The following is a 22,316-nucleotide window of genomic DNA, read 5'->3' as shown; positions in this document are numbered from 1 at the left end:
GGGAGCGGGTGGGGGAGGTGTTCGCATCTCGGGGAGCGGGTGGGGGAGGTGTTCGCATCTCGGGGAGCGGGTGGGGGAGGTGCTCGCATCCCCGGTCCCTGAGGAGGTCGCGAGCGCAGCGAGCAGCCGTCTCGAAGGGCGAGCTACCGCCCGACGCGGTACAGCGCGAACGGGATGGCGGAGACGAGCGCGCTCGCGGCCGGCACGAGGGTGATGGCGACGAACACCGTCTGCCGCATCTGCTCGGTGACCTCGACCCCCGACTCGTAGCCGGCGACGGCGACGAAGAGGCCGAACACGAGCAGCGACAGCGCCGTCATGATCTTCGACGCGAACGTGAGCGTCGCGAACGAGATGCCGTCGCTGCGGATGCCGGTGCGCCGCTCGGCGTCGTCGACGGCATCCGCGATCATCGTCGCCTGCACGACGAGGAAGAGGCCCAGGGTGAGGCCGTTCACGAAGATGCAGGCGACGAGCGCTGCGACGTCGGCGTACCCGACGACCCACATCGCCGTCGAGACCACCGCCGAGGCGAGGGCGCTGCCGACGGCGACCGCGCGGGGCGAGACGCGACGCAGCAGCAGCGGCGCGAGGAAGGCGGACACGACCATCCCCGCGATGATCGCGGCACCGACGATCGTGAAGACGCCCTCGTCGCCGTACGCGATGACGACGAACACCGCGCCGCCGGACTGCACGACGAAGCGCCCGAAGCCCAGCACGGAGCCGGCGAGCACGAGCACGAGGGGGCGGTTGCCGACGAGCGAGCCGACGAGCGCGCGCAGCGGCACGCGGTCGGCCGTGACGACGCGCTCGCGCGTGTGCGTGAAGGCGAGCAGGAACAGGCCCATGCCGACGACGGCGACGAGGGCGACGGCCGTCGTCCAGCCGGCGGCGTCCGACTCCTCGCCACCGGAGAGCAGCCGGGCGAGCCACGGCATGCCGAGCGTCGCGACGCCGAGCGAGATCGCCCCGAACGCCCGCACGTTCGCGATGACGCGCGTGCGCCGGTCGGGGTCGGGGAAGGCGGAGCCGATGAGGCCCCAGAACGGCACGTCGCACATGGCGTACGCGAAGCCCCACAGCACGTAGGCGACGCCGAACCAGGCGAGCTGCAGCGGCTCGGCGAGCGTCGGCGGCACGGCGAACAGCAGCGTCGTCAGCACGACGAGCGGCACGGTCGACGCGAGCACGTACGGCCGCATGCGCCCCCAGCGGGTGCGCGTGACGTCGACGATCGATCCCATGACGGGGTCGGCGACGGCGTCGACGATGCGCGTGATCGTCACGAGCGCCGTCACGACGGCGACGCCGCCCGACGACAGGCCCGCGTGCTCGATGAGGTAGACGAGCATGAACGTCGTCACGGTGGTGAGCAGGAGGTTCTGCCCGATGCCCGCGGTGACGATGGCGGTCGCCTGCGTCCGCGGCGGCAGCGGCCGCAGCAGCCAGGGCTCGCGCCGTGCGGCGGTCGCGGCCTCCGGATGCGTCATGGCGACTCCAGCACGAGGGTCGCGATCTCGAAGGACCCCAGCTCGATCGCCGAGAGGTCGGCCGGGCCCGAGGGGCGCTCGAGCATGTCGGTGCGCCAGGCCGCCCGGTGCGGGATCGAGGTCGTCAGCGCCGTCGTCGTCGCGCGCCCGAGCGACTCGTAGAGCCGCACGACGACGCCGTCGGAGTCGTAGGCGGGCGCGATGGTCTCGACGACGACGCCCGGGTCGTCGACCGTCGCGAGCGGCGCGAGCGCATCGGCACGTCCGGGCACGATGCGCGGGGGTGCCTGCAGCCGGTAGCCGTCGGCGACGACCTCGTGCAGCGCGCCGGGAGCGTACGGGCGGATGGCGTAGGCGAAGGCGTGCGTGCCGCGATCGGCCGTGCGGTCGGGGAACGTGGGCGAGCGCAGCAGGGCGAGCGAGACGAGGCCGTGCTTCGCGCGATGGCCGTACTTGCCGTCGTTGAGCAGCGCGAAGCCGCCCGTGGCGTCCTCGACGGCGAGCCAGCGGTGCGCGCACACCTCGAACTGGGCACGCTCCACGCTGTCGCGCTCGGTCGTCGGGCGGCGGATGTGGCCCATCTGGATCTCGCACAGCGCCTCGTCGCCGTACCGGGTCGGGCGGTGCTCGGCGCGCAGCATGCGATGCGTCTGGTGCCAGTCGACGCGCGTCTCGAACCGCACGAGGCCGCTGCCGGCCTCGAGCACGACGTCCTGCTCGATGCGCACCTTCGGCCCGACGAGCACGTGCCTGCGCACGGCGCGCGGCCCGTCGACGTGCCACGACCGCTCGGCGACGCGCAGCGGTCGACCGGGCGCCGCCGCGGCCTTTCTCGAGATGTCCCACGCGTCGAACGGGATCTGCAGCGGGTCCCGGTGCAGCACGAGGCGGTTGAGCCCCTCGCCGGCGTGCTCGAAGCCGTCGGCGTCCACGAGCGACACGATGGCGCCGGTCGCGTCGTCGAACCGCGCGGCGAGCAGGCCGTTCGCGAGACCGGTCGCGTCGGCGACGAGCTCCGGATGCTCGGGCTCGGGCACGAGCGCGGCCGTCGCGTACGGCGCGACCCGCGCCCGCATCCACGTGCCGTCCACGCGCACGGGCTCGTCGCGCGGCACGGGTGCGAGGTTGAGGGCCGCCGGTGCGTCGCCGGCGGCGGGCAGCGCGTCGACGAGCGACGCGATGCGCGCCTCGACGATGCCCGCGAGCCGCTCGAACGCCGCGACGGACTCGCGGTGCACGCGTGCGATCGACGACCCGGGCAGGATGTCGTGGAACTGCTGCAGCAGCGCCTCCTGCCACACGGGCTCGAGCTCGTCGCGCACCTGCGCGCGCGTGGCGGGGCCGTGCGCGGACGCGATGGCCTCGACGTCGTGCAGCAGCCCCTCGAGCGTGCGGTTCCACCGCTTCGTGGCCGCCTGCGTCGTGTACGTGCCCTGATGCTTCTCGAGGTAGAGCTCGCCGTGGTGCGTGTGGCGCACGTCGCGGGTGGCGAGGTCGCGGAAGAAGTCGGATGCGCTGCCGCGGGCGACGCGGGGGAGGCCCGCGATGCCCGCACCCACCTCGCGGTCGAGCACCTCGTGGTGCACCTCGCTCGGCCCGCCGCCGCCGTCGCCACCGCCGTAGACGAGCAGCGCGGTGCCGAGGTCGCGCTCGGGATGCTGCCGCAGCCCCTTCAGCAGGCCGTCGGCGGCGGCGCGGCTGTTGTAGTCGCCCTCGGGCGGCATGTGCACGAGCACCTCGGAGCCGTCGATGCCCGCCCAGCGGAAGGTGCGGTGCGGGAAGTCGTTGACCTCGTTCCACGCGAGCTTGATCGTCTGGAACCACTCCATGCCCGTGCCGCGCAGGATCTGCGGCAGCGCGCCCGAGTAGCCGAACGTGTCGGGCAGCCAGCACAGGCGCAGGTCGTCGTCGCCGAGGCCGAGCTCGCGCCGCAGGAACCGGCGGCCGACGACGGCCTGGCGGATGAGCGACTCCCCGCTCGGCAGGTTCGTGTCGGGCTCGATCCAGAACGAGCCCTGCGCCTCCATGCCGCCGGAGGCGACGGCGGCCTGCAGCCTCGCGAAGAGCGCGGGCTGCTCGTCGCGCATCCACTGCATCTGCTGCGGCTGGCTCGTGCCGTACACGTAGCCGGGTCGCCGCTCGATGGCGTCGAGCTGCCTGGCGTAGGTGCGCGCAGCCTTGCGACGCGTCTCGCGGAGCGGCCACAGCCATGCCATGTCGAGGTGGCCGTGCCCGACGGCCGTGTAGGCGAGGTCGCTCGTCGACGGCGCCGAGAGCGCGGGGGCGAGCGCCGCGCGCGCGGCGTCGAGGTCGCCGGCGCGGAACCGCGACCACGACGCGTCGAGCGCGGCCCGCAGCGTGCGGCGCAGCGCCGCGTCGTCGGTGCCGCCCGCGAGCATCGTGAGCGTGAGCGCGTCGAAGTACAGGGCGTAGGCCGTCGCGTCGCGCACGGCGAGATGGGCGCCGTGGAAGACGGCCCGACGGAGGGGGTAGATGAGGAGGCCGTTGTAGGTCGCGTCGGCGTACACGTCGATCGGTTGGGTCGCGTCGACGCCGCGCACGGTGCGGTACCGCCCGCCGGGGTGAGGGAGGTCGCCCTGCAGGTACACGGTGCTCACGGCGTCGAGCACCGCGCCCTCGGCGTCGTGCACGAGCGCCTCGCCGCGGATGCCGAGCAGCACCTCCGCACGCGGATCGCTCGCAGCGGGGCCCGTGAGGTGGAGCCAGCCGCACTCGAAGACGTCGCCCCAGGCCGTCCCCGGGCGGATGGGCCGGAAGTCGTGCGGCTGCCAGTCGCCGAAGGGCGTGGGCTCGGGCGAGACGAGGATCGAGGCCTGCAGCGGCGCGACGCGGCGCCAGATGCGCGCCCGCATGGCGCGCAGCCTGCGGTACGCGGCGGGCTGCTCGGCCGGGAGGCCGACGAGCCAGCTGGCGAGCGCTCGCACGGCACCTCCAGGTCTCGAGGCCGTCGGTCCCACGCGCGTCGTCGGGCGGCTCGGCGCCAGCGTACGACCGCGAGCCCTGCGGCGCCTGAGCGTGCGGCGCATGCCGCGAACGGCATCGGTGCTGCGTGCGAGCATGGCCGTGCCCGCGCCGCCGGCGGGCGACGACGAGGGGATGCGGATGCCGAGCGACCGACTGCAGGCGCCGATCGCGCCGTCGCTGCGCCTGCCGCGGCTCGAGGACGTCGACGCACGCGCGGTGCACGACGCGGCGGTGCTCGATCGCGCGCGCATCGTCGACGTCGACTCGACGGGCGCCGACCTCGACGAGCTCGCGCTCTCCGAGTGCGCCATCGAGCGGTGGCAGGCGACGGGCGCCCGCATGCGGCACGCGCACGTCGTCGAGTCGCGCATCGAGCGGCTCGACGCCGCGACGCTCGACGCGTCGCGCACCGTGTGGCGCGACGTCGAGGTCGTCGCCTCCCGCATCGGCTCGATCGACCTGTCGGATGCGAGCATCCGCTCGGTCGCGCTCGTCGGCTGCAAGCTCGGCCACGTCAACCTGCGGGCGGCGCGCGTGCGCGACCTCACGCTGCGCGACTGCACGATCGACGTGCTCGACCTCGGTGACGCCGAGCTCGACCGCGTCGCCTTCCCCGGCTCGTCCGTCGCGACGCTCGAGCTGCCGCGGGCACGCATGCGGCACGTCGACCTGCGCGGCCTCGAGCCGCGCGCGGTCTCGCCCGTCGAGTCCCTCGCCGGCGCGACGATCGACGGCGACCAGCTCGCGCTGCTCGCGCCCGCGCTCGCGGCGCACGTCGGCCTGCGCGTCGTCGGCTGACGGCCCCTCGCGCCTCGCAGGCGATCCTGGGTCGTCGGCTGACGGTCCGTCGCGCCTCGCAGGCGATCCGTGGGGGTGGAGGGCGATGCTCCCTCGGCGCACCCGGATCGCCTGCACAGCGCAGGACGCGAGACGCGCGACGTGCGACATGAGACGCGCGACGCGGAGCCCGAGTCCGGTGCACATAGCCGCGCCCGAGGCGCGGACGTCAGACTGCCGCGCGTCCCCCTCCCGACCGAAGGGTCTCCCCATGCGTCCGCTGTCCGCATCCGCTCCGCTCGCCTCCGACGTCGCGCTGCTCGTCCTCCGCCTCGTCGTCGGCGGCGTCATGGTGGCCCACGGCGCGCAGAAGCTCTTCGCGCAGGGCATCGACGCGACGGTCGCGGGGTTCGCGGGCATGGGGGTGCCCATGCCCGAGATCGCCGCGCCGTTCGTCATCGGCGTCGAGCTCGTCGGCGGCGCCCTCATCGTGCTGGGCGCCGCGCTGCCCATCGTCGGGCTGCTCGTCGCCATCGACATGGCCGTCGCGCTCGCCCTCGTCCACGCGCCGTTCGGCGTCTTCGTCGCCGAGGGCGGCTGGGAGCTCGTCGCGGCGCTCGGCGCCGGCGCGCTCGCGCTCGCGGTCGTCGGTGGCGGGCGCATCGGCGTCGACGGCCTGCTCGGCGGGCGCTCGCGCCGCGGTCGCGGTCGCGCCTGAGCCGCCGCGCCTGAGCAGCCGCGCCCGACCCGCCTGGGCCTGAGCCGGGCAGGATGGTCGTCGTGACGATCCCCGCGAAGGCCACCGCCCTCCAGCAGCAGCTCGCGACGCTCGGCGTCGACGTCGAGATCATCCGCTTCCCCGGCGGCGTCCACACCGCGAAGGCCGCCGCCGACGCCCTCGGCATCGAGGTGGGGCAGATCGCGAACTCCCTCATCTTCTGGATGGCGGATGCCCCGCTGCTCGTCATGACGAGCGGCAGGCACCGCGTCGACACCGCGATGCTCGCGGCCGAGCTCGGCGAGGGGCCCATCGAGCGCGCGACGCCCGAGCAGGTGCGCGCCGCGACGAGCCAGGTCATCGGCGGCGTCGCGCCGCTCGGGCATCCCGCACCGATCCGCACGATCGTCGACGTCGCGCTCGCCGAGCACGACCGCATCTCGGCGGCGGCGGGCACGCCCGACACCGTGTTCCTGCTCACGTTCGACGAGCTCGTGCGCATCACCGGCGGCGAGGTGCGCACCGTCGGCGACTGACGAGCGCGGTGCGGCATACGCATCCGGAGGCCCGAGCGCAAGTCCAGCGGACGCACCCGCATCGCCCCGTAATGTCGTCGAGGTGAGCGACGCACCTGAGGTCTGGCCCGGCAACGCGTACCCCCTGGGTGCGACCTACGACGGGAATGGCACGAACTTCGCCCTCTTCACCGAGGTCGCGGAGCGTGTGGAGCTGTGCCTGTTCGAGGAGGACGGCACCGAGACGCGCGTGGACCTCGTCGAGGTCGACGCGTACGTGTGGCACGGCTACCTGCCGAACGTGCAGCCCGGCCAGCGCTACGGCTACCGCGTGCACGGCCCGTACGATCCGTCGCAGGGTCAGCGCTGCAACCCGTCGAAGCTGCTGCTCGACCCGTACGCCAAGGCGACGAGCGGCGACATCGAGTGGGGTCAGCCCCTCTTCTCGTACACCTTCGGCGACCCCGAGACCCGCAACGACGAGGACTCGGCGCCGTACATGACGCACTCCGTCGTCATCAGCCCCTTCTTCGACTGGTCCGGCGATCGCTCCCCGCGCATCCCCTACAACGAGTCGGTCATCTACGAGGCGCACGTGAAGGGCCTCACGCAGCTGCACCCCGACGTGCCCGAGGCCATGCGCGGCACCTACGCCGCCGTCGCCCACCCGAGCCTCATCGCGCACTACAAGAAGCTCGGCATCACCGCCGTCGAGCTCATGCCCGTGCACCAGTTCGTGCACGACTCGACGCTGCAGGAGAAGGGCCTCCGCAACTACTGGGGCTACAACACCCTCGCGTTCTTCGCCCCGCACGCCGAGTACGCCGGATCCGGCTCGCTCGGCCAGCAGGTGCAGGAGTTCAAGGGCATGGTGAAGGCCCTGCACGCCGAGGGCATCGAGGTCATCCTCGACGTGGTCTACAACCACACCGCCGAGGGCAACCACATGGGCCCGACGCTCAGCATGCGCGGCATCGACAACGCGGCGTACTACCGCCTCGTCGAGGACGACCTGCAGCACTACATGGACTACACGGGCACGGGCAACACGCTCAACGTCCGCACGCCGCACGCGCTGCAGCTCATCATGGACAGCCTGCGGTACTGGGTGACCGAGATGCACGTCGACGGCTTCCGCTTCGACCTCGCGTCGGCGCTCGCCCGCGAGTTCTTCGACGTCGACCGCCTCGCGACCTTCTTCGAGCTCGTGCAGCAGGATCCGGTGATCAGCCAGGTCAAGCTCATCGCCGAGCCCTGGGACGTCGGCCCCGGCGGCTACCAGGTCGGCAACTTCCCGCCGCTGTGGACCGAGTGGAACGGCAAGTACCGCGACACCGTCCGCGACTTCTGGCGCGGCGAGCCCGGATCGGTCGGCGACTTCGCGAGCCGCCTCGCCGGCAGCGCCGACCTCTACGAGGACTCCGGCCGTCGACCGTTCGCATCCATCAACTTCGTCACGGCGCACGACGGCTTCACCATGCGCGACCTCGTGTCGTACAACGAGAAGCACAACGAGGCCAACGGCGAGGACTCGCAGGACGGCGAGAGCCACAACCGCTCGTACAACCACGGCGTCGAGGGCCCCACCGACGACCCGTTCATCCTGTCGACGCGAGCGCGCCAGCAGCGCAACCTGCTCGCCACCCTCCTGCTGAGCCAGGGCGTGCCGATGATCCTGCACGGCGACGAGCTGGGGCGCACGCAGCACGGCAACAACAACACGTACGCGCAGGACTCCGAGATCGCCTGGATCGACTGGGACAGCGCCGACCACCCGCTCATCGAGTTCACGGCCGCCGTCGCGCGCCTGCGCCACGAGCACCCCACGTTCCACCGCAAGCGCTTCTTCACGGGCTCGACCGTGCGCACGGGGAACGGCGAGCGCCTGAACGACATCGTGTGGCTCTCGCCGCAGGGTCAGCCGATGGAGTCGAGCGACTGGGAGCAGCCGGACGACAAGACGATCGGCATGTACCTGAACGGCCACGGCATCGCCGGTCGCGGCGCCCGCGGCGAGCCGATCGAGGACGACCACTTCCTGCTCTACTGCAACGCGTCCGAGCAGGACGTCGAGATCACGCTGCCGTCCGACGAGTACGCGCCGAGCTGGGCCGTGGCGATCGACACCGGCGGCGAGGTCGGCGCGCAGCCGCTCGCGCCGGGCGCGACCGCGACGATCATGGCTCGCAGCCTCGTGCTGCTGCAGGAGGCGCACCACGTCGAGAGCGAGGACTCGTCGGTCGCCGCCTCGGTCGCGAGCCTCGCGCAGTCTGCGGACGACGCCGTCGTCGAGCCCTCCACGGCCACCGGCGCGATCGCGATCGGCCAGAGCCCGCGCTCGGTGCCCGACGGGGCGGCGGACGCCATGCGCGCAGACGCCATCGCTCGCGCCGAGCAGATCGAGCCCGCAGGCACCGACGACGCGGACGGGCACGCATGATGCGCGTCCCCACGAGCACGTACCGGCTGCAGATCACGGCCGACCAGACGCTCGACGACGCCGCGGGTCGCCTCGAGGCGCTGCACGACCTCGGGGTCGACTGGGTGTACCTCTCGCCGATCCTCGACGCCGAGCCCGGGTCGAGCCACGGCTACGACGTGATCGGGCACGACCGCATCGACCCCTCGCGCGGCGGCGCCGAGGGGCTCGCAGCGCTCTCGGCCGAGGCGCGCAGGCTCGGCATGGGCGTGCTCGTCGACATCGTGCCGAACCACGTGGGCGTCGCGACGCCGCAGCAGAACGCGTGGTGGTGGGACGTCCTGCGGCTGGGCCGAGAGTCGCCCCACGCCGATGCGTTCGACGTCGACTGGGCGCAGCACGACGGCCGCATCCTGCTGCCGATCGTCGGCGACGACGACGACCTCGGCGACGGCCGGGTGGGCCACGTCGCCATCGACGGCGACGTGCTCCGGTACTGGGACACCGCCCTGCCGATCGCTCCCGGGACCGGGCCGACGGGCGACGACGACGCGGATGCCGTCCTCGCGCGCCAGCACTACGTGCTCGGCAACTGGCGGCGCGGCGACGACGAGCTCGCCTACCGCCGCTTCTTCGCCGTGACGACGCTCGCCGCCATCCGCGTCGAGGACCGCGCGGTGTTCGACGCCTCGCATGTCGAGATCCGCCGCTGGTTCGACGAGGGCCTCGTCGACGGCCTCCGCGTCGACCACCCCGACGGCCTGCGCGACCCCGAGGGCTACCTCCGCGACCTCGCCGACCTCACGAGCGGCGCGTACGTGCTCGTCGAGAAGATCCTCGAGCCGGGCGAGGAGCTTCCGGCATGGCCGACGGCCGGCACGACCGGCTACGACGCGCTCGGGCTCGTCGACCGCGTGCTCACCGACCCGACGGCCGAGCAGGCGCTCGACGCCATCGAGACGCGCCTGCGCGGCCTGCCGCTCGACTGGCACGCCCTCATCCACCGCACGAAGCGCGGCATCGCCGACTCGATCCTCCACGCCGAGGTGCTGCGTCTCGAGCGCGAGGTGCGTGCGGCGCACGACGACGCGCCCGCCGACACCGCGGACGCGATCGCCGAGCTGCTCGCGTGCTTCCCGGTGTACCGCTCGTACCTGCCGCAGGGCGCCGAGCACCTGCACCACGCGGCCGAGGCCTCCGCCCACTGGCGCCCCGACCTGTCCGAGACCGTCGCATGGCTGCTGCCGATCCTGCTCGACCCGGCCGAGGATGCCGCGCGCAGGTTCCAGCAGACGAGCGGCATGGTCATGGCGAAGGGCGTCGAGGACACGGCGTTCTACCGCTACGGCCGGCTCACCTCGCTCAACGAGGTCGGCGGCGACCCGTCGGTCTTCTCGATCGCCCCCGTCGACTTCCACGTCGCGATGGAGCGCAGGCAGGAGCGCTGGCCGCACGCCATGACGACCCTGTCGACGCACGACACGAAGCGCGGCGAGGACGTGCGCGCACGCATCTCGACCATCGCCGAGGTGCCGCAGGAGTGGGAGGCGCTGCTCGAGCGGATGCTGCCCCACGCGCCGCAGCACGACCGCCCGTTCACGAGCCTCCTGTTGCAGGCCGTCGTGGGCGCATGGCCCGCGAGCCGCGAGCGGCTGCTCGCCTACGCCGAGAAGGCGTCGCGCGAGGCGGACTCCCGCACGCACTGGACGAGCCCCGACGCCGCCTACGAGGAGGGCCTCGTCGCCTTCGTCGACGCGTGCCTCGAGGGCGAGGGTCGTGCGGCGATCCAGGCGTTCGTCGACGCCGTGGAGCCGGGCTGGCGCGCCAACGTGCTCGCCGCGAAGCTGCTCGCCCTCGCGATGCCCGGCGTGCCGGACGTCTACCAGGGCTCCGAGGTGCGCGAGCTCTCGCTCGTCGACCCCGACAACCGCCGCCCGGTCGACTGGGCGGAGGCGGATGCGCTGCGCGAGCGTGCAGCGACGGAGCCCGCGCACGTCGACGACCTCGAGCACGCGAAGGTGCGCGTCGTGAGGGAGACGCTGCGCCTGCGTCGCGACCGCCCCGAGCTCGTGTCGTCGTACGCGGCGGTGCTCGCACGCGGCGCGGCCGCCCACCACGCCCTCGCGTTCGACCGCGGCGGTGCCATCGCGGTCGTGACGCGCCTGCCGCTCGGGCTCGCGCGACGCGGCGGCTGGGGCGACACGGTGCTGCCCGTGCCCGAGGGGCGCTGGGTCGACCTCCTCTCCGGCCGCGAGGTCGACGGCGGGTCGGTGCGTCTCGCCGATCTGCTGCGCGATCTCCCCGTCGCGCTCCTGGCCCCCGCGGGCCGATGAGCCGATGAGCGCCGACGATCGCGAGCGGCGGCAGCCGGATGCCGTGCCGCCGCTCGCGCCCGTCGAGCCGCTCGGTGCCCGCGAGGCGCCGCCGAGCCTCGGCGCGGTCGAGACGTGGGACTGGCGCTCGGGCACGGTGTTCTCGGGCATCGGCTCGACGAGCTCGTCCGGGTGGGAGCCGACCCCGTACGCCGGGTTCGGCCTCTCCGTCCCGCCGCCGCCCGCCGAGCCGCCGCCGGCCGCGCAGCCGACGATCGCGCTCCCCGGGGCCATCGCGCCCGAGGACGCCTGACCTGCTCGGACCGGGGACTCAGCCTGCACGCGGGCGACGGCGCTAGCGTCGCGCCATGACGACCCCCGCGGACGACGCGTCGCTCGAGCCTCCCGCAGCCGACGCGCCTCGGCGCTCGGCCCCGCGATCCATCGTGCCCGTGCCGGTCGGCAGCGTCGCGCCGCGTCCGGCATCGCCGTCGTCCGCGCAGGACCGCCCTCGTGCGGCGACGCCGCGACCGCCGCGACCGGACGCGGTGGCGTTCGGGGTGCTGCTGCTGCGCATCGCCCTCGCCCTCTCGGTCGTCGGCGTCGTCGTGCTCGCGATCGGCGCGGCCGTCGCCGCTGCGGCCGCAGCCGATGCGGGGCTCGCGGGCGCTGGGCTCGAGGTCGCCGCCGTCGCGCTCGTGGTCGCCGGCGTGGTCGTGGTCGTCGCCCAGGCCGTGCTGACGGTGCTCGTCGCCCGCGGCAGCGACGGCGCGCGTGCCGGCCTCGCGATCGTCGCGGCCGTGTCGCTCGTGCTCGCCCTCCTCGGCGGTGGAGGTGCGACGTCGATCGGCACCGTGCTGCTCGTGGTCGGCGTGGCCGCGCTCTTCGTGCCGTCGTCGTCGGCGTGGTTCCAGCACCGGCCCGCGCGACCCGGATCGTAGCGAACTCCCGCCCCCTCGTCCCAGGGGCGTGACCGCACCCCGCGCTCTGGTTGGCTGGAGGCATGGCCGACCACGAGTACCGAGTCTGGGCGCCGCGCGCCGACCGCATGCGCCTCGTCACCGACGGGGCATCCACCGAGATGGAGGACGTCGGCGGCGGCTGGTGGCGCCAGACCGGTCCCGCGGGGGAGTACGGCTTCCAGATCGGCGACGACGACGCCGTGCGCCCGGACCCGCGCTCGCGCCGGCAGCCGCGGGGCGTGCACGACCTGTCGCAGACCTTCGACCCGGCCGAGCACGCGTGGCAGGACGGCGAGTGGACGGGTCGTCGCCTGGCGGGTGGCGTCGTGTACGAGCTGCACGTGGGCACCTTCACGCCCGAGGGCACGTTCGACGCGGCGGCCGCGCAGCTCGAGCACCTCGCCTCCATCGGCGTCACGCACGTCGAGGTGCTGCCGGTCAACGCGTTCAACGGCACGCACAACTGGGGCTACGACGGCGTGCTCTGGTACGCGGTGCAGGAGCAGTACGGCGGCCCGGCCGGCTACCAGCGCTTCGTCGACGCGTGCCACCGCGCAGGCATGGCCGTCATCCAGGACGTCGTCTACAACCACCTCGGCCCGAGCGGCAACTACCTGCCGCTGTACGGCCCGTACCTCGGCGACGAGCGCAACACGTGGGGCGAGGTCGTGCAGGTGCGCGAGCCCGAGGTGCGCCGCTACATCGTCGAGAACGCGCTGTACTGGCTGCGCGACATGCACGTCGACGCGCTGCGGCTCGACGCCGTGCACGCGCTCGTCGACGACCCCGACGACCACATCCTCGAGGCGCTCACGGTCGGCGTCGCCTCCGAGTCGGCGCACCAGGGCCGCCCGCTGACGCTCATCGCCGAGTCCGACCTCAACGAGCCGCGCCTCGTCACGCCGCGCGAGGGCGGCGGCTACGGCCTCGACGCGCAGTGGAGCGACGACTACCACCACGCGATCCACGTGGCGCTCACGCGCGAGACGGCGGGCTACTACGCAGACTTCGAGCCCCTCGGCGCCCTCGCGAAGGCCATCGAGCGCGGCTTCTTCCACGACGGCACGTTCTCGTCGTTCCGCGGCCGCGACCACGGCAGCCCCATCGACGTCGAGCGCATGCCCTCGTGGCGACTCGTCGTCAGCGCGCAGAACCACGACCAGATCGGCAACCGCGCGATCGGCGACCGCACCGTCGACGTGCTCGACGACTCGCAGCTGCTCGTCGCGGCCATGCTGCTCTACGCGGGCCCCTTCACACCCATGCTCTTCCAGGGCGAGGAGTGGGCCGCGTCGAGCCCGTTCCAGTTCTTCACCTCGCACCCCGAGGAGGAGCTCGGCCGCCTGACCGCCGAGGGCCGCATCTCGGAGTTCGCCGCGATGGGCTGGGATGCCGACGTCGTGCCCGACCCGCAGGACCCCGAGACGTTCCGACGCTCGATCCTGCGCTGGGAGGAGCTCGGCTCCGGCCGCCACGCGGTCGTGCTCGAGGGCTACCGACGGCTCGCGACGCTGCGCCGCGACTGGGCGGCGCTCACCGACCCGTCGCTCGCCGCGAACCGCGTCGTCGTCGACGAGGAGGCGCGCACCCTGCGCGTCACCCGCAGCGGCTCGCTGCGCATCGCGGGCACGACGCCCGACGCGGCGCACGACGGCCGCGGCCCGGTCGACATGCTCGTCAACGTCGGCGACGCCGTGTGGGAGGCACCGGTGCCGCTGGGCGCGACCCTGCTGTTCGGCACGTCGGACGCCGTCGCGCTCGACGACGCCGCCGTGCACCTGCCGCCCGGCAGCGGTGCGCTCGTGGCGCTGCCGACGCAGCCCTAGCCGGCCGGGCCGGCGCCACCGCCGCATCCACGCTCCAGCGAGCCGTCGCCTGCACCATGCGGCCGGCGGCTCGCTGACGCGTGGATGCGGCGGTCAGGCGACGGAGAGCGCGGGCACGCGCGAGACCTGGAACCGCTGCCGGTAGGCGCTCGGCGTCGTCGTGAGGTGCTGCTGGAAGTGGTGCCGCATGAGCGCCGCCGTGCCGAAGCCGGCCTCGGCCGCCACGGCGTCGAGCGTGAGGTCCGTCGCCTCGAGCAGCTGCTGCGCGCGCCGCACGCGATGGCTCGCGAGCCACGCGGCGGGGGTCGTGCCGAGCTCGTCCTTGAAGCGTCGCGCGAAGGTGCGCTCGGACATGTGGGCGCGTGCGGCGAGCGATCCGACGGTGTGCTGCACGTCGAGGTGGCCGGCCATCCACTCGACGAGCGGCGCGAGCGTCTCGGCGTGCCGCTCGACGACGGGGCCCGTGGCGTACTGGCTCTGGCCGCCGTCGCGCTGCGGCGGCATGACCATGGCGCGGGCGATGGTGGCCGCGGCCTGCGCGCCAGCGACGAGCGTCACGAGGTGCAGCGCGGCGTCGATCGCGCCGGCGGTGCCCGCGCTCGTGATGACGCGTCCGTGCTGCACGTACAGCGCGTCGCACGCGACCTCGAGGGTGGGGAACTCCTCCTGCATGCGGTCGGCGTGGCGCCAGTGCGTCGTGGCGCGGCCGCCGTCGAGCACGCCGGCGCGGGCGGCGACGAACGCACCCGTGCAGAGCGTGAGCACCCAGGCGCCGCGGCGATGCGCGCGACGGATGGCGTCGAGCACCTCGACGCCGCAGGCCTCCTCGCCGCAGTCGCGGAAGGCGGGGACGATGACGACGTCGGCCTCGTCGGCGAAGGCGAGGTCGTGCTCGACGTGCAGGGCGAAGCCGCCCGCGGAGTCGACCGTGACGCGGCCGGGCGTCGGCGCCACGAGGCGGAAGTCGAAGCGGGGCACGCCGCGATCCGTGCGGTCGTCGCCGAACACCTCGCTCGCGACGCCGATCTCGAACGGGCTGACGCCGTCGTCGACGATGCACGCGACCGAGAGCGTCGGCACGGTGGCGGGATCTTGCTGCATGCCGTCCATCCTGCCACTGGTGGCAGGATCTGACAAGGAGTGCAATTGCTGCCATGAGCACCTTCCTCGTCCTCCTGTCCCTCCTCGCCCTCGCCGCCGTCGTCGGCACGATCCGCGACCTCCGCACCGACGGCCTGCGCGCCCGCGCCGTCGATCCCGAGCTGCGCAGCCGGCTGCTCGATCCCGAGGCGATGCGCCGCGCCGCAGCCGACGCTCGTGCGGCGCTCGCGGCCGCTCGCACGGCGCCCGTGCCACCGCGCCTCGCCGAGTACCGCTCGGCCGCTGCCGCCGCGCCCAGGCCGGCGCTCCGCGTGCAGCGCAGCCTGCGGTGAGCGGGCTCGGCGCGGCCGTCGCCGTCGCTCCACGAGTCGGCCACTGGCCGGCGGTGGAGCGGGCCGCGACCGGCGAGGATGGACGCATGCCTCCCCGCCACGTCGCCCTCGCCCTGCTCGTGGTGCTGCTGTGGGGCTCGAACTTCGTGGTCATCGACATCGGCCTCGAGGAGCTGCCGCCCTTCCTGCTGCTCGCGCTGCGGTTCACCGTCGTGCTGGTGCCGGCCATCTTCCTCGTGCCGAAGCCCGACCTGCCCTGGTCGACGATCCTCGCCGTGGGAGCGACGATGTCGCTCGGCCAGTTCGCCCTCCTCTACCTGGGGCTGTCGCTCGGGATGCCGCCCGGGCTCGCCTCGCTCGTGCTGCAGGTGCAGGTGATCGTGACGATCGCGGCGTCGGCGCTCGTGCTCGGCGAGCGACCGGGCCGCGTGCAGCTGCTCGGCATCGGGATCGCCGTCGTCGGCGTCGCGATCGTCGCGCTCGGCCGATCGGGCGACGTGCCGCTCATCGCCCTCGCGCTCGTCATCGTGTCCGCCGCGACGTGGGCGGTCGGCAACGTGATCACGCGCAAGGCGGGCGCCGCGAGCGGACTCGGCCTCACGGTGTGGTCGGCGATCGTGGTGCCCGTGCCCATGGCCGCGCTCTCGTTCGCCGTCGACGGCCCCGAGCGCATCGTCGACGCGCTCGCGAACGTCAGCCCGCTCGGCATCGGCTCCATCGTCTACACCGCGGTCGTCGCGAGCCTCGTCGGCTACGGCATCTGGAACTCGCTGCTCGCGCGCCATCCCGCATCGAGCGTCGTGCCGTTCGCCATGCTCGTGCCGGTCATCGGCATCGCGACGAGCGTGCTCGTGCGCGGCGAGCGCCCGGCGCCGGCCGAGCTCGTCGGCGGCGCGGTGCTGCTCGTCGGCATCGCCATCGCCAACGGCGTCGCGGCACGCATCGCCGACGTCGCCCGCGGCCGTCGCCGCGCACCCGATCCCGTGACGGCCCCCATCACGATCGCGAGCGTCGTCGAGGATCCGCCGGCCGAGCGCGACGTCGACCCCGCCGCGCGCCCGGGCACCGCCTGATCCGCGACCGCTCGCGTCAGGCGACCTCGTAGAGGTCGAAGCCGACGGAGGACTCGACGAGCAGTCGCCCCGCGCCGATGCCGCGCATGGTGCCGAGCACGCGCTCGGACCGCGCGGCGCCCGACCGGTCGCAGGCGACGACGGCGGTGGAGCCCGCCGAGTGCCACGCGTAGCCGGCGTCGATCCTCGAGAGCAGGAGGATCTCCTGCGAGCGCTCGATGCCGGGGCGAGCCTCGTCGCCCGCCCACGACCACTGCCGCCACGACGGGTCGTCGACGTCGACGTCGAGCATCTCCCTGCCCCAGGCGGCCAGCGGCCCGCCGTCGACGTCGGTGCCGATGCGCACGTCCGTGGTCAGCGCGGCATCGCCGGGTGCGCCCTCCGACACCGTCGCGAGCTCCTCGCCCGTCGTGGAGTCGACGAGCAGCACGCGCCCGGCCTCCTGGTCGCCGATGGCCAGGATGCCCGCGCCGGCCTCGAGGACGCGGAGGCCGGACTCCACCTGCCAGAGCTCCTCGCCCGTGTCGGGGTCGAGCACGACGTCGACGACGACGCCGGCCTCGCGCCGCATCGCGACCACGACGTCGGTCACGCTCGAGACGACGAGCCCCGGGCGCTCCCACAGCACGCTCCCGTCGGCGGCAGCGAGGCCGATGGTGCGTGCCTGCTCCTCGCGCTCGGGAGCCTCGCCCCCCGGCAGCACGACGAGCCCGGCGAGGCCCGCCCGGACGACGACCACGGTCTCGGTGCCGCCGATGGGCTCGACGGCCGAGTCGTTCGCGAGCGTCGAGGCTGGATCGCTGCGGTCGAGCGACGGCACGACGATCGCGTGCCAGCGGATGCCGCCACCCGCCAGGTCGACCGCCACGACCCCGAGCCCCGCGGTGGCCTCGGTCGAGGCGTTCGAGCAGATCGCCGCACCGCCCGGGCACGGGTTCTGATAGGTCGTGGAGAGGAGCACGGCGTCCCCGTCGGCGCCCGCGGTCACGAGCGTCGAGGGTGCGAACGACGTCGCCCCGATGCCGAGCGCCACGACGGCGGGCTCGACGTCGGCGAACGACCATGCCGTCGCGCCGGTCGTCGCGTCGAGCGCGAGCAGCCGTCCCTCGATCGTGTCCGTGTCGTCGTAGACGATGACGCGATCGCCGGCGAGCGCCATGGAGTAGAACGCGGTCGACGGCGTGACCTTCTGGCCGAACAGACGCGTGAGCGTCAGGTCCGGCAGGGCGTCGTCGATCGGGTCGGGCCCGCTGGCCGATGGCGACGGCGACGCCGCCGGGTCGCCGGACGCGCATCCGGCGAGCGTCAGGAGCCCGAGCCCCAGGAGGCCGGCGGAGCCCGTCAGCAGGGTGCGGCGATCGAGGGCGTGCATGGCGGTCACGCTAGGCGCGCCGCCTGGATGCGCGCTGTCGCGGCTCGGCGGTCTCGCGTGCGTCTCGCGGGCGCGCGGCGCGGGTAGCGTGTCGCCGTGAGGATCACGCGCGCTCGCCTGCTCGACGGATCCGTCGTCGACCTCGACGTCCGCGACGGCCGCATCGCCACCATCGCCGCATCGACCCCGGGCACCGGCGCCGGGCATGGCGACGTCGACCTCGACGGCCGCACGCTCCTGCCCGGGCTGTGGGACGAGCATGTGCATCTGTCGACGTGGGCGGCCCATCGACGACGCGTCTCGCTCTCCGACGTCGGCAGCGCGGCCGAGGCCGCCGCGCGCATCCGCGACGCCCTGCGCATGCTTCCCGGCGACGAGCCGCTCGTGGCTGTCGGCATGCGCGAGGGGCTGTGGTCGGATGCGCCCACGCGCGCCCTGCTCGACGCCGTCGCCGGCGACCGCCCCGTGACCGCCATCGGTGCCGACCTGCACGCGACGTGGTCGAGCTCGGCGATGGGGCGCATGCTCGACGTCGACCTGCCGGACGACGGCATGCTGCGCGAGGGTGCGAGCTTCTCGGCGCTCGCGCGGCTCGAGGCCACGGCCGACGACGTCCTGCGTCGCCGGTGGATCGGCGACGCCCTCGCCGACGCGACGCGGCGCGGGGTCGTCGGCATCACGGACCTCGACCTCGACGACGCCGTGGGGGCGTGGGCCGCGCGCACGCCGCCGCCCGTGCGCGTCGAGGTGGGCGTCTACCCGCACGACCTCGACGTGGCCGAGGCGCGCGGCGACCGCACGGGCAGGCGCATCCTCGAGCGCGTGCACGTCGGCCCGCTCAAGGTCATCACCGACGGCTCGCTCGGCACCCGCACCGCCTTCTGCCACGACCCCTACCCCGACGGCGGGCGCGGGGTCATGGAGGTGCCGCCCGCGACGCTCGCCCACGTGCTCGAGCGCGGCAGGCGGATGGGGCTGACGAACGCCGTGCACGCGATCGGCGACGCCGCGCTCGGCGCCGTCCTCGACGTCTTCGAGTCCGTCGGCGTCACGGGCCGCATCGAGCACGCGCAGCTCGCGACCGACGCCGACGTCGTGCGGATGGCGAGCCTCGGCGTCGTCGCGTCGCTGCAGCCCGAGCACATGCTCGACGACCGCGAGCTCGTCGCCCTCTACTGGGCTGGCCGCGAGCGCTTCGCGTACCGCATCCGCTCGCTGCTCGACGCGGGCGTGCGCGTCATCCTCGGCTCCGACGCGCCCGTGACCCCGCTCGATCCGTGGATCGCGATGTCTGCGGCCGTGACGCGCACGCGCGACGGGGATGCGCCGTGGCAGCCGCAGGAGGGCATCGACGTCGCGACCGCGATCGACGCGTCGTCGCGCACGCGCATCGCGGTGGGCGAGCCCGCCGACCTCGTCGCGATCGGCGCGGACCTCGCCCCCGAGGCGCTGCGCACCATGCCCGTCGACCTCACGGTCGTCGGCGGCGAGGTCGTGCACGCGGCGCTGTGATCGAGGGTCGCTAGCGGGGCACGTCCTGCATGACGGTGATGCGCGAGGTCCGCTCGTCGGCGAACCGGAAGAGGACGTAGCCACCCTCGACGCGGTAGCGGTCCCAACGTGGCGCCGAGGCCTCGGGGGCTCCCAGCGCATCACGGACCTCCTGGCGCGTGGCGGTGGCGGAGAGCCCGTCGATCAGGGCGTGCGGTCGGGGATGCGTGCCGTAGCCCTCCTCGGGCTGGGTGCGGATGAGGACCGACGCCAGCGCGCCGTCGATCCATCGCAGCTCGGTGCCGACCGAGCGCAGCACGAGGTAGTCGGCCGTGGTGCCGTCGTCGCGCAGGAAGCCGTCGACCTCACCGGGACGACCCGCGAGCGCGATGGCGTCGAGGACGTCGCCGTGACCCTGAGGGAGCCCGAGGACGCGCAGCATCGCCGCGATCTCGCCGCGGAGGCGGATCACGGCCGGGCCTCGATCGGCGACGCAGGGTGGTCGAGGGGACGCGTCGCGTGCTCGGCGGCCCGACGGGGCATGCGCTCCGGGGGGCGAGCACGGCTGCGCCCGGCGTCCGCGTGGTCGTGCGAGGCGATCGCGGGGGTGGTCGGCATGGTGCGACGGTACCGAGCGCCCACCCTCCGGGCCTGCGCCCGACCGCATCGCTGCGCAGGCTTGTCGGGTCGGCACCACGGATACCCCGATGCGCAGGAGGTATCCCACAATGCGCGTCGGGGCGTGCGGGGTCGGACCTGTCGCCCACGACAACGCTGCCCACGAACCATCGGCGCAGGCGTAGCGTCGCCGACACCAGCATCCGACGAGGGAATCCAGGAGGATCCGGTGGTCGACACCCTGTCCGCATCCGAGCCGCTCGAGGCCGACGAGGCGCACGCGCCCCTCGACCTCGCGCCCACCCCGCGCACCGGCACGATCGACGTCGACTGGCTCGGCCGCGATCTGCTCGGGCAGTGGGCCGATCGTCGCCTCGCCGCGCGTGCGAAGGCTGCGAACCCCGACTACCAGCGCATCGCGAACCTCACGATGGAGGACCACCGCGCCCGCGTCCTCGGGCAGATGCGCCTGCTCGCCGACGACGGCGCCGTGCTCGTCGCCTTCCCCGCCTCCATCGGCGGCGAGGACGACCACGGCGGCAACATCGCGGGCTTCGAGGAGCTCGTGCTCGCCGACCCGTCGCTGCAGATCAAGTCGGGCGTGCAGTACGGCCTGTTCGGCGCCGCGGTGCTGCACCTCGGCACGACGCGGCACCACGAGACCCTGCTGCCGCCCATCATGCGCTTCGACGTGCCGGGCGCCTTCGCCATGACCGAGACGGGGCACGGCTCCGACGTCGCGTCGATCGGCACGACCGCGACGTACGACGAGGCGACGGAGGAGTTCGTCCTCCACACCCCGTTCCGCGGCGCCTGGAAGGACTACCTCGGCAACGCCGCGAACGACGGCCTCGCCGCCGTCGTGTTCGCGAAGCTCGTGACGAAGGGCGTCGACCACGGCGTGCACGCCTTCTACGTCGACATCCGCGACCCGGAGACGGGTGCGTTCCTGCCCGGCATCGGCGGCGAGGACGACGGCTTCAAGGGCGGCCTCAACGGCATCGACAACGGTCGGCTGCACTTCGACGCCGTGCGCGTGCCCCGCCTCAACCTGCTGAACCGCTACGGCGACGTCGCGGCCGACGGCACCTACTCGTCGCCGATCGAGAGCCCGGGACGCCGCTTCTTCACGATGCTCGGCACCCTCGTGCAGGGCCGCGTGTCGCTCGACGGCGCCTCCGTCGTCGCCTCGAAGGCCGCGCTCGCCATCGCGATCCGCTACGGCGCCGAGCGCCGGCAGTTCACGGCATCGAGCGACGTCGAGGAGGAGGTGCTGCTCGACTATCGCAGGCACCAGAAGCGCCTCTTCACGCGCCTCGCCGAGACGTACGCCATGTCCTACGCGCACGACCGCCTGCTCACCGAGTTCGACGGCGTCTTCTCGGGCCGCACCGACACCCCCGAGCACCGCGAGGACCTCGAGACCCTCGCCGCCGGCCTCAAGGCCATGTCGACGTGGGCGGCGCTCGACACGCTGCAGGAGTCCCGCGAGGCGTGCGGCGGCGCCGGCTTCCTCGCCGAGAACCGCATCACGTCGCTGCGTCAGGACCTCGACATCTACGCGACGTTCGAGGGCGACAACACCGTCATGCTGCAGCTCGTCGGCAAGCGCCTCCTCGGCGACTTCGCGAAGCAGTTCAAGGGTGCGTCGGCGACGCAGCTCGCGCAGTTCGCGGCGAAGGAGTTCGCCGGCCGGGCCGCCGCGCAGGTCGGCCTGCACCAGGTGGCGCAGGACGTGCGCGACCTCGGCAAGCCGGCCACGGCATCCCGCGCCCTGCGCCAGACGGCCGTGCAGCGCGAGCTGCTCACCGACCGCGTGGAGACGATGGTCGCCGAGATCGCCGGACGGCTGCGTCACGTGCCGCGCGGCGACCAGGCGAAGTCGTCGAAGGCGTTCAACAACGTGCAGAACGAGCTCATCGAGGCCGCGCAGGCCTGGACCGAGCTGCAGCAGTGGAAGGCGCTGACGGAGGCCGTCGAGCGCATGTCGGGCGAGACCGCACGCGTCATGACGTGGGTGCGCGACCTCTTCGCCCTCACGCTGCTCGAGCGCCACCTCGCCTGGTACCTCGCCAACGGCCGCCTGTCCGGCGCCCGTGCGAAGGTCGTCCGCTCGACGATCGAGCGGCTGCTCGTGAAGATCCGCCCGCACGCGCTCGACCTCGTGGACGCCTTCGGGCTCGGCGACGAGCACCTGCGCGCCGCGATCGCGACGGGCGCCGAGGGCGACCGTCAGGCCGAGGCGCAGGCGTACTACGAGGCGCAGCGGGCCGCAGGCACCCTGCCGACGCCCGAGCGGAGCCCCCGCCGCCGCTGAGCGAG

Annotated in this window: 17 protein-coding genes; 12 read left to right on the top strand and 5 right to left on the bottom strand. The window is 73.8% G+C overall.

Going from position 1 to position 22,316, the window contains the following annotated elements:
- Nucleotides 1–143 precede the first annotated feature (143 nt).
- Both ABD249_RS12810 and ABD249_RS12805 read right to left on the bottom strand, forming a co-directional pair.
- Nucleotides 144–1,493, bottom strand: a complete 1,350-nt coding sequence (locus ABD249_RS12810) for an MFS transporter (RefSeq protein WP_344344172.1) — start codon at nucleotides 1,491–1,493, stop codon at nucleotides 144–146.
- Nucleotides 1,490–4,438 carry an alpha-mannosidase gene (locus tag ABD249_RS12805; protein WP_344344170.1) on the bottom strand — a complete coding sequence of 983 codons (2,949 nt, stop codon included), beginning with the start codon at nucleotides 4,436–4,438 and terminating at the stop codon, nucleotides 1,490–1,492. Before ABD249_RS12805 ends, ABD249_RS12810 begins: the two co-directional genes overlap by 4 nt.
- Before the next feature lie 100 nt (nucleotides 4,439–4,538).
- Between ABD249_RS12805 and ABD249_RS12800 the strand changes: the two genes are divergently transcribed.
- The 8 genes from ABD249_RS12800 (at nucleotide 4,539) to treZ (ending at nucleotide 14,007) form a co-directional block, all read left to right on the top strand.
- A complete protein-coding gene (locus ABD249_RS12800) occupies nucleotides 4,539–5,276 on the top strand; it encodes a pentapeptide repeat-containing protein (protein WP_344344168.1) in 738 nt (245 codons plus the stop codon).
- A 250-nt stretch (nucleotides 5,277–5,526) separates the two neighbouring features.
- Nucleotides 5,527–5,973, top strand: a complete 447-nt coding sequence (locus tag ABD249_RS12795) for a DoxX family protein (RefSeq protein WP_344344166.1) — start codon at nucleotides 5,527–5,529, stop codon at nucleotides 5,971–5,973.
- Between the two features lie 53 nt (nucleotides 5,974–6,026).
- Nucleotides 6,027–6,509 (top strand): YbaK/EbsC family protein, encoded by a 483-nt coding sequence (locus ABD249_RS12790; RefSeq protein WP_425546339.1) that lies wholly within the window; start codon nucleotides 6,027–6,029, stop codon nucleotides 6,507–6,509.
- An 82-nt stretch (nucleotides 6,510–6,591) separates the two neighbouring features.
- Complete coding sequence (gene glgX, locus ABD249_RS12785; protein WP_344344162.1) at nucleotides 6,592–8,928, top strand: glycogen debranching protein GlgX; 2,337 nt, start codon at nucleotides 6,592–6,594, stop codon at nucleotides 8,926–8,928.
- Nucleotides 8,928–11,240, top strand: a complete 2,313-nt coding sequence (gene treY, locus ABD249_RS12780; RefSeq protein WP_344345096.1) for a malto-oligosyltrehalose synthase — start codon at nucleotides 8,928–8,930, stop codon at nucleotides 11,238–11,240. The genes glgX and treY overlap by 1 nt, the downstream gene beginning before the upstream one ends.
- Before the next feature lie 4 nt (nucleotides 11,241–11,244).
- On the top strand, nucleotides 11,245–11,532 hold the full coding sequence (locus tag ABD249_RS12775; protein ID WP_344344160.1) for a hypothetical protein: 288 nt from the start codon (nucleotides 11,245–11,247) through the stop codon (nucleotides 11,530–11,532).
- Between the two features lie 55 nt (nucleotides 11,533–11,587).
- A complete protein-coding gene (locus ABD249_RS12770) occupies nucleotides 11,588–12,160 on the top strand; it encodes a hypothetical protein (protein ID WP_344344158.1) in 573 nt (190 codons plus the stop codon).
- 62 nt (nucleotides 12,161–12,222) lie between these two features.
- Entirely contained in the window at nucleotides 12,223–14,007 is a 1,785-nt protein-coding gene (treZ, locus tag ABD249_RS12765; protein ID WP_344344156.1) for a malto-oligosyltrehalose trehalohydrolase, read from the top strand.
- Between the two features lie 93 nt (nucleotides 14,008–14,100).
- Here treZ and ABD249_RS12760 read toward each other — a convergent pair whose 3' ends face one another.
- Nucleotides 14,101–15,108 carry a GlxA family transcriptional regulator gene (locus ABD249_RS12760; RefSeq protein ID WP_344344154.1) on the bottom strand — a complete coding sequence of 336 codons (1,008 nt, stop codon included), beginning with the start codon at nucleotides 15,106–15,108 and terminating at the stop codon, nucleotides 14,101–14,103.
- 53 nt (nucleotides 15,109–15,161) lie between these two features.
- Here ABD249_RS12760 and ABD249_RS12755 point away from each other — a divergent pair, with 53 nt between their 5' ends.
- Both ABD249_RS12755 and ABD249_RS12750 read left to right on the top strand, forming a co-directional pair.
- Complete coding sequence (locus ABD249_RS12755; RefSeq protein ID WP_344344152.1) at nucleotides 15,162–15,440, top strand: hypothetical protein; 279 nt, start codon at nucleotides 15,162–15,164, stop codon at nucleotides 15,438–15,440.
- Between the two features lie 86 nt (nucleotides 15,441–15,526).
- Nucleotides 15,527–16,513 carry an EamA family transporter gene (locus tag ABD249_RS12750; RefSeq protein ID WP_344344150.1) on the top strand — a complete coding sequence of 329 codons (987 nt, stop codon included), beginning with the start codon at nucleotides 15,527–15,529 and terminating at the stop codon, nucleotides 16,511–16,513.
- Nucleotides 16,514–16,529: 16 nt separating this feature from the next.
- Here the strand turns inward: ABD249_RS12750 and ABD249_RS12745 are convergent, their stop codons facing one another.
- A complete protein-coding gene (locus tag ABD249_RS12745) occupies nucleotides 16,530–17,885 on the bottom strand; it encodes an outer membrane protein assembly factor BamB family protein (protein WP_344344148.1) in 1,356 nt (451 codons plus the stop codon).
- Between the two features lie 96 nt (nucleotides 17,886–17,981).
- Here ABD249_RS12745 and ABD249_RS12740 point away from each other — a divergent pair, with 96 nt between their 5' ends.
- Nucleotides 17,982–19,397, top strand: coding sequence for an amidohydrolase (locus tag ABD249_RS12740; RefSeq protein WP_344344146.1), 1,416 nt, complete (start codon nucleotides 17,982–17,984; stop codon nucleotides 19,395–19,397).
- A 10-nt stretch (nucleotides 19,398–19,407) separates the two neighbouring features.
- On the opposite strand, the gene ABD249_RS12735 is transcribed toward ABD249_RS12740, so the two are convergent.
- Nucleotides 19,408–19,848, bottom strand: a complete 441-nt coding sequence (locus ABD249_RS12735) for a hypothetical protein (protein WP_344344144.1) — start codon at nucleotides 19,846–19,848, stop codon at nucleotides 19,408–19,410.
- A 375-nt stretch (nucleotides 19,849–20,223) separates the two neighbouring features.
- Here ABD249_RS12735 and ABD249_RS12730 point away from each other — a divergent pair, with 375 nt between their 5' ends.
- A complete protein-coding gene (locus ABD249_RS12730) occupies nucleotides 20,224–22,311 on the top strand; it encodes an acyl-CoA dehydrogenase family protein (RefSeq protein WP_344344142.1) in 2,088 nt (695 codons plus the stop codon).
- The last annotated feature ends 5 nt before the right edge of the window (nucleotides 22,312–22,316 follow it).

The organism is Agrococcus versicolor (assembly GCF_039531815.1).
In the GTDB taxonomy this organism is placed as follows: Bacteria; Actinomycetota; Actinomycetes; order Actinomycetales; family Microbacteriaceae; genus Agrococcus; species Agrococcus versicolor.
This window is presented reverse-complemented; position numbering and strand designations above follow the sequence as displayed.

What these genes read in the sequence shown, in the direction of transcription:
- ABD249_RS12810 (WP_344344172.1), bottom strand. Translation starts at nt 1,493, where the DNA reads ATGACGCATCCGGAGGCCGCGACCGCCGCACGGCGCGAGCCCTGGCTG.
- ABD249_RS12800 (WP_344344168.1), top strand. Translation starts at nt 4,539, where the DNA reads ATGCCGCGAACGGCATCGGTGCTGCGTGCGAGCATGGCCGTGCCCGCG.
- ABD249_RS12795 (WP_344344166.1), top strand. Translation starts at nt 5,527, where the DNA reads ATGCGTCCGCTGTCCGCATCCGCTCCGCTCGCCTCCGACGTCGCGCTG.
- ABD249_RS12790 (WP_425546339.1), top strand. Translation starts at nt 6,027, where the DNA reads ATGGTCGTCGTGACGATCCCCGCGAAGGCCACCGCCCTCCAGCAGCAG.
- treY (WP_344345096.1), top strand. Translation starts at nt 8,928, where the DNA reads ATGCGCGTCCCCACGAGCACGTACCGGCTGCAGATCACGGCCGACCAG.
- ABD249_RS12775 (WP_344344160.1), top strand. Translation starts at nt 11,245, where the DNA reads ATGAGCGCCGACGATCGCGAGCGGCGGCAGCCGGATGCCGTGCCGCCG.
- ABD249_RS12770 (WP_344344158.1), top strand. Translation starts at nt 11,588, where the DNA reads ATGACGACCCCCGCGGACGACGCGTCGCTCGAGCCTCCCGCAGCCGAC.
- treZ (WP_344344156.1), top strand. Translation starts at nt 12,223, where the DNA reads ATGGCCGACCACGAGTACCGAGTCTGGGCGCCGCGCGCCGACCGCATG.
- ABD249_RS12760 (WP_344344154.1), bottom strand. Translation starts at nt 15,108, where the DNA reads ATGCAGCAAGATCCCGCCACCGTGCCGACGCTCTCGGTCGCGTGCATC.
- ABD249_RS12755 (WP_344344152.1), top strand. Translation starts at nt 15,162, where the DNA reads ATGAGCACCTTCCTCGTCCTCCTGTCCCTCCTCGCCCTCGCCGCCGTC.
- ABD249_RS12750 (WP_344344150.1), top strand. Translation starts at nt 15,527, where the DNA reads ATGCCTCCCCGCCACGTCGCCCTCGCCCTGCTCGTGGTGCTGCTGTGG.
- ABD249_RS12745 (WP_344344148.1), bottom strand. Translation starts at nt 17,885, where the DNA reads ATGCACGCCCTCGATCGCCGCACCCTGCTGACGGGCTCCGCCGGCCTC.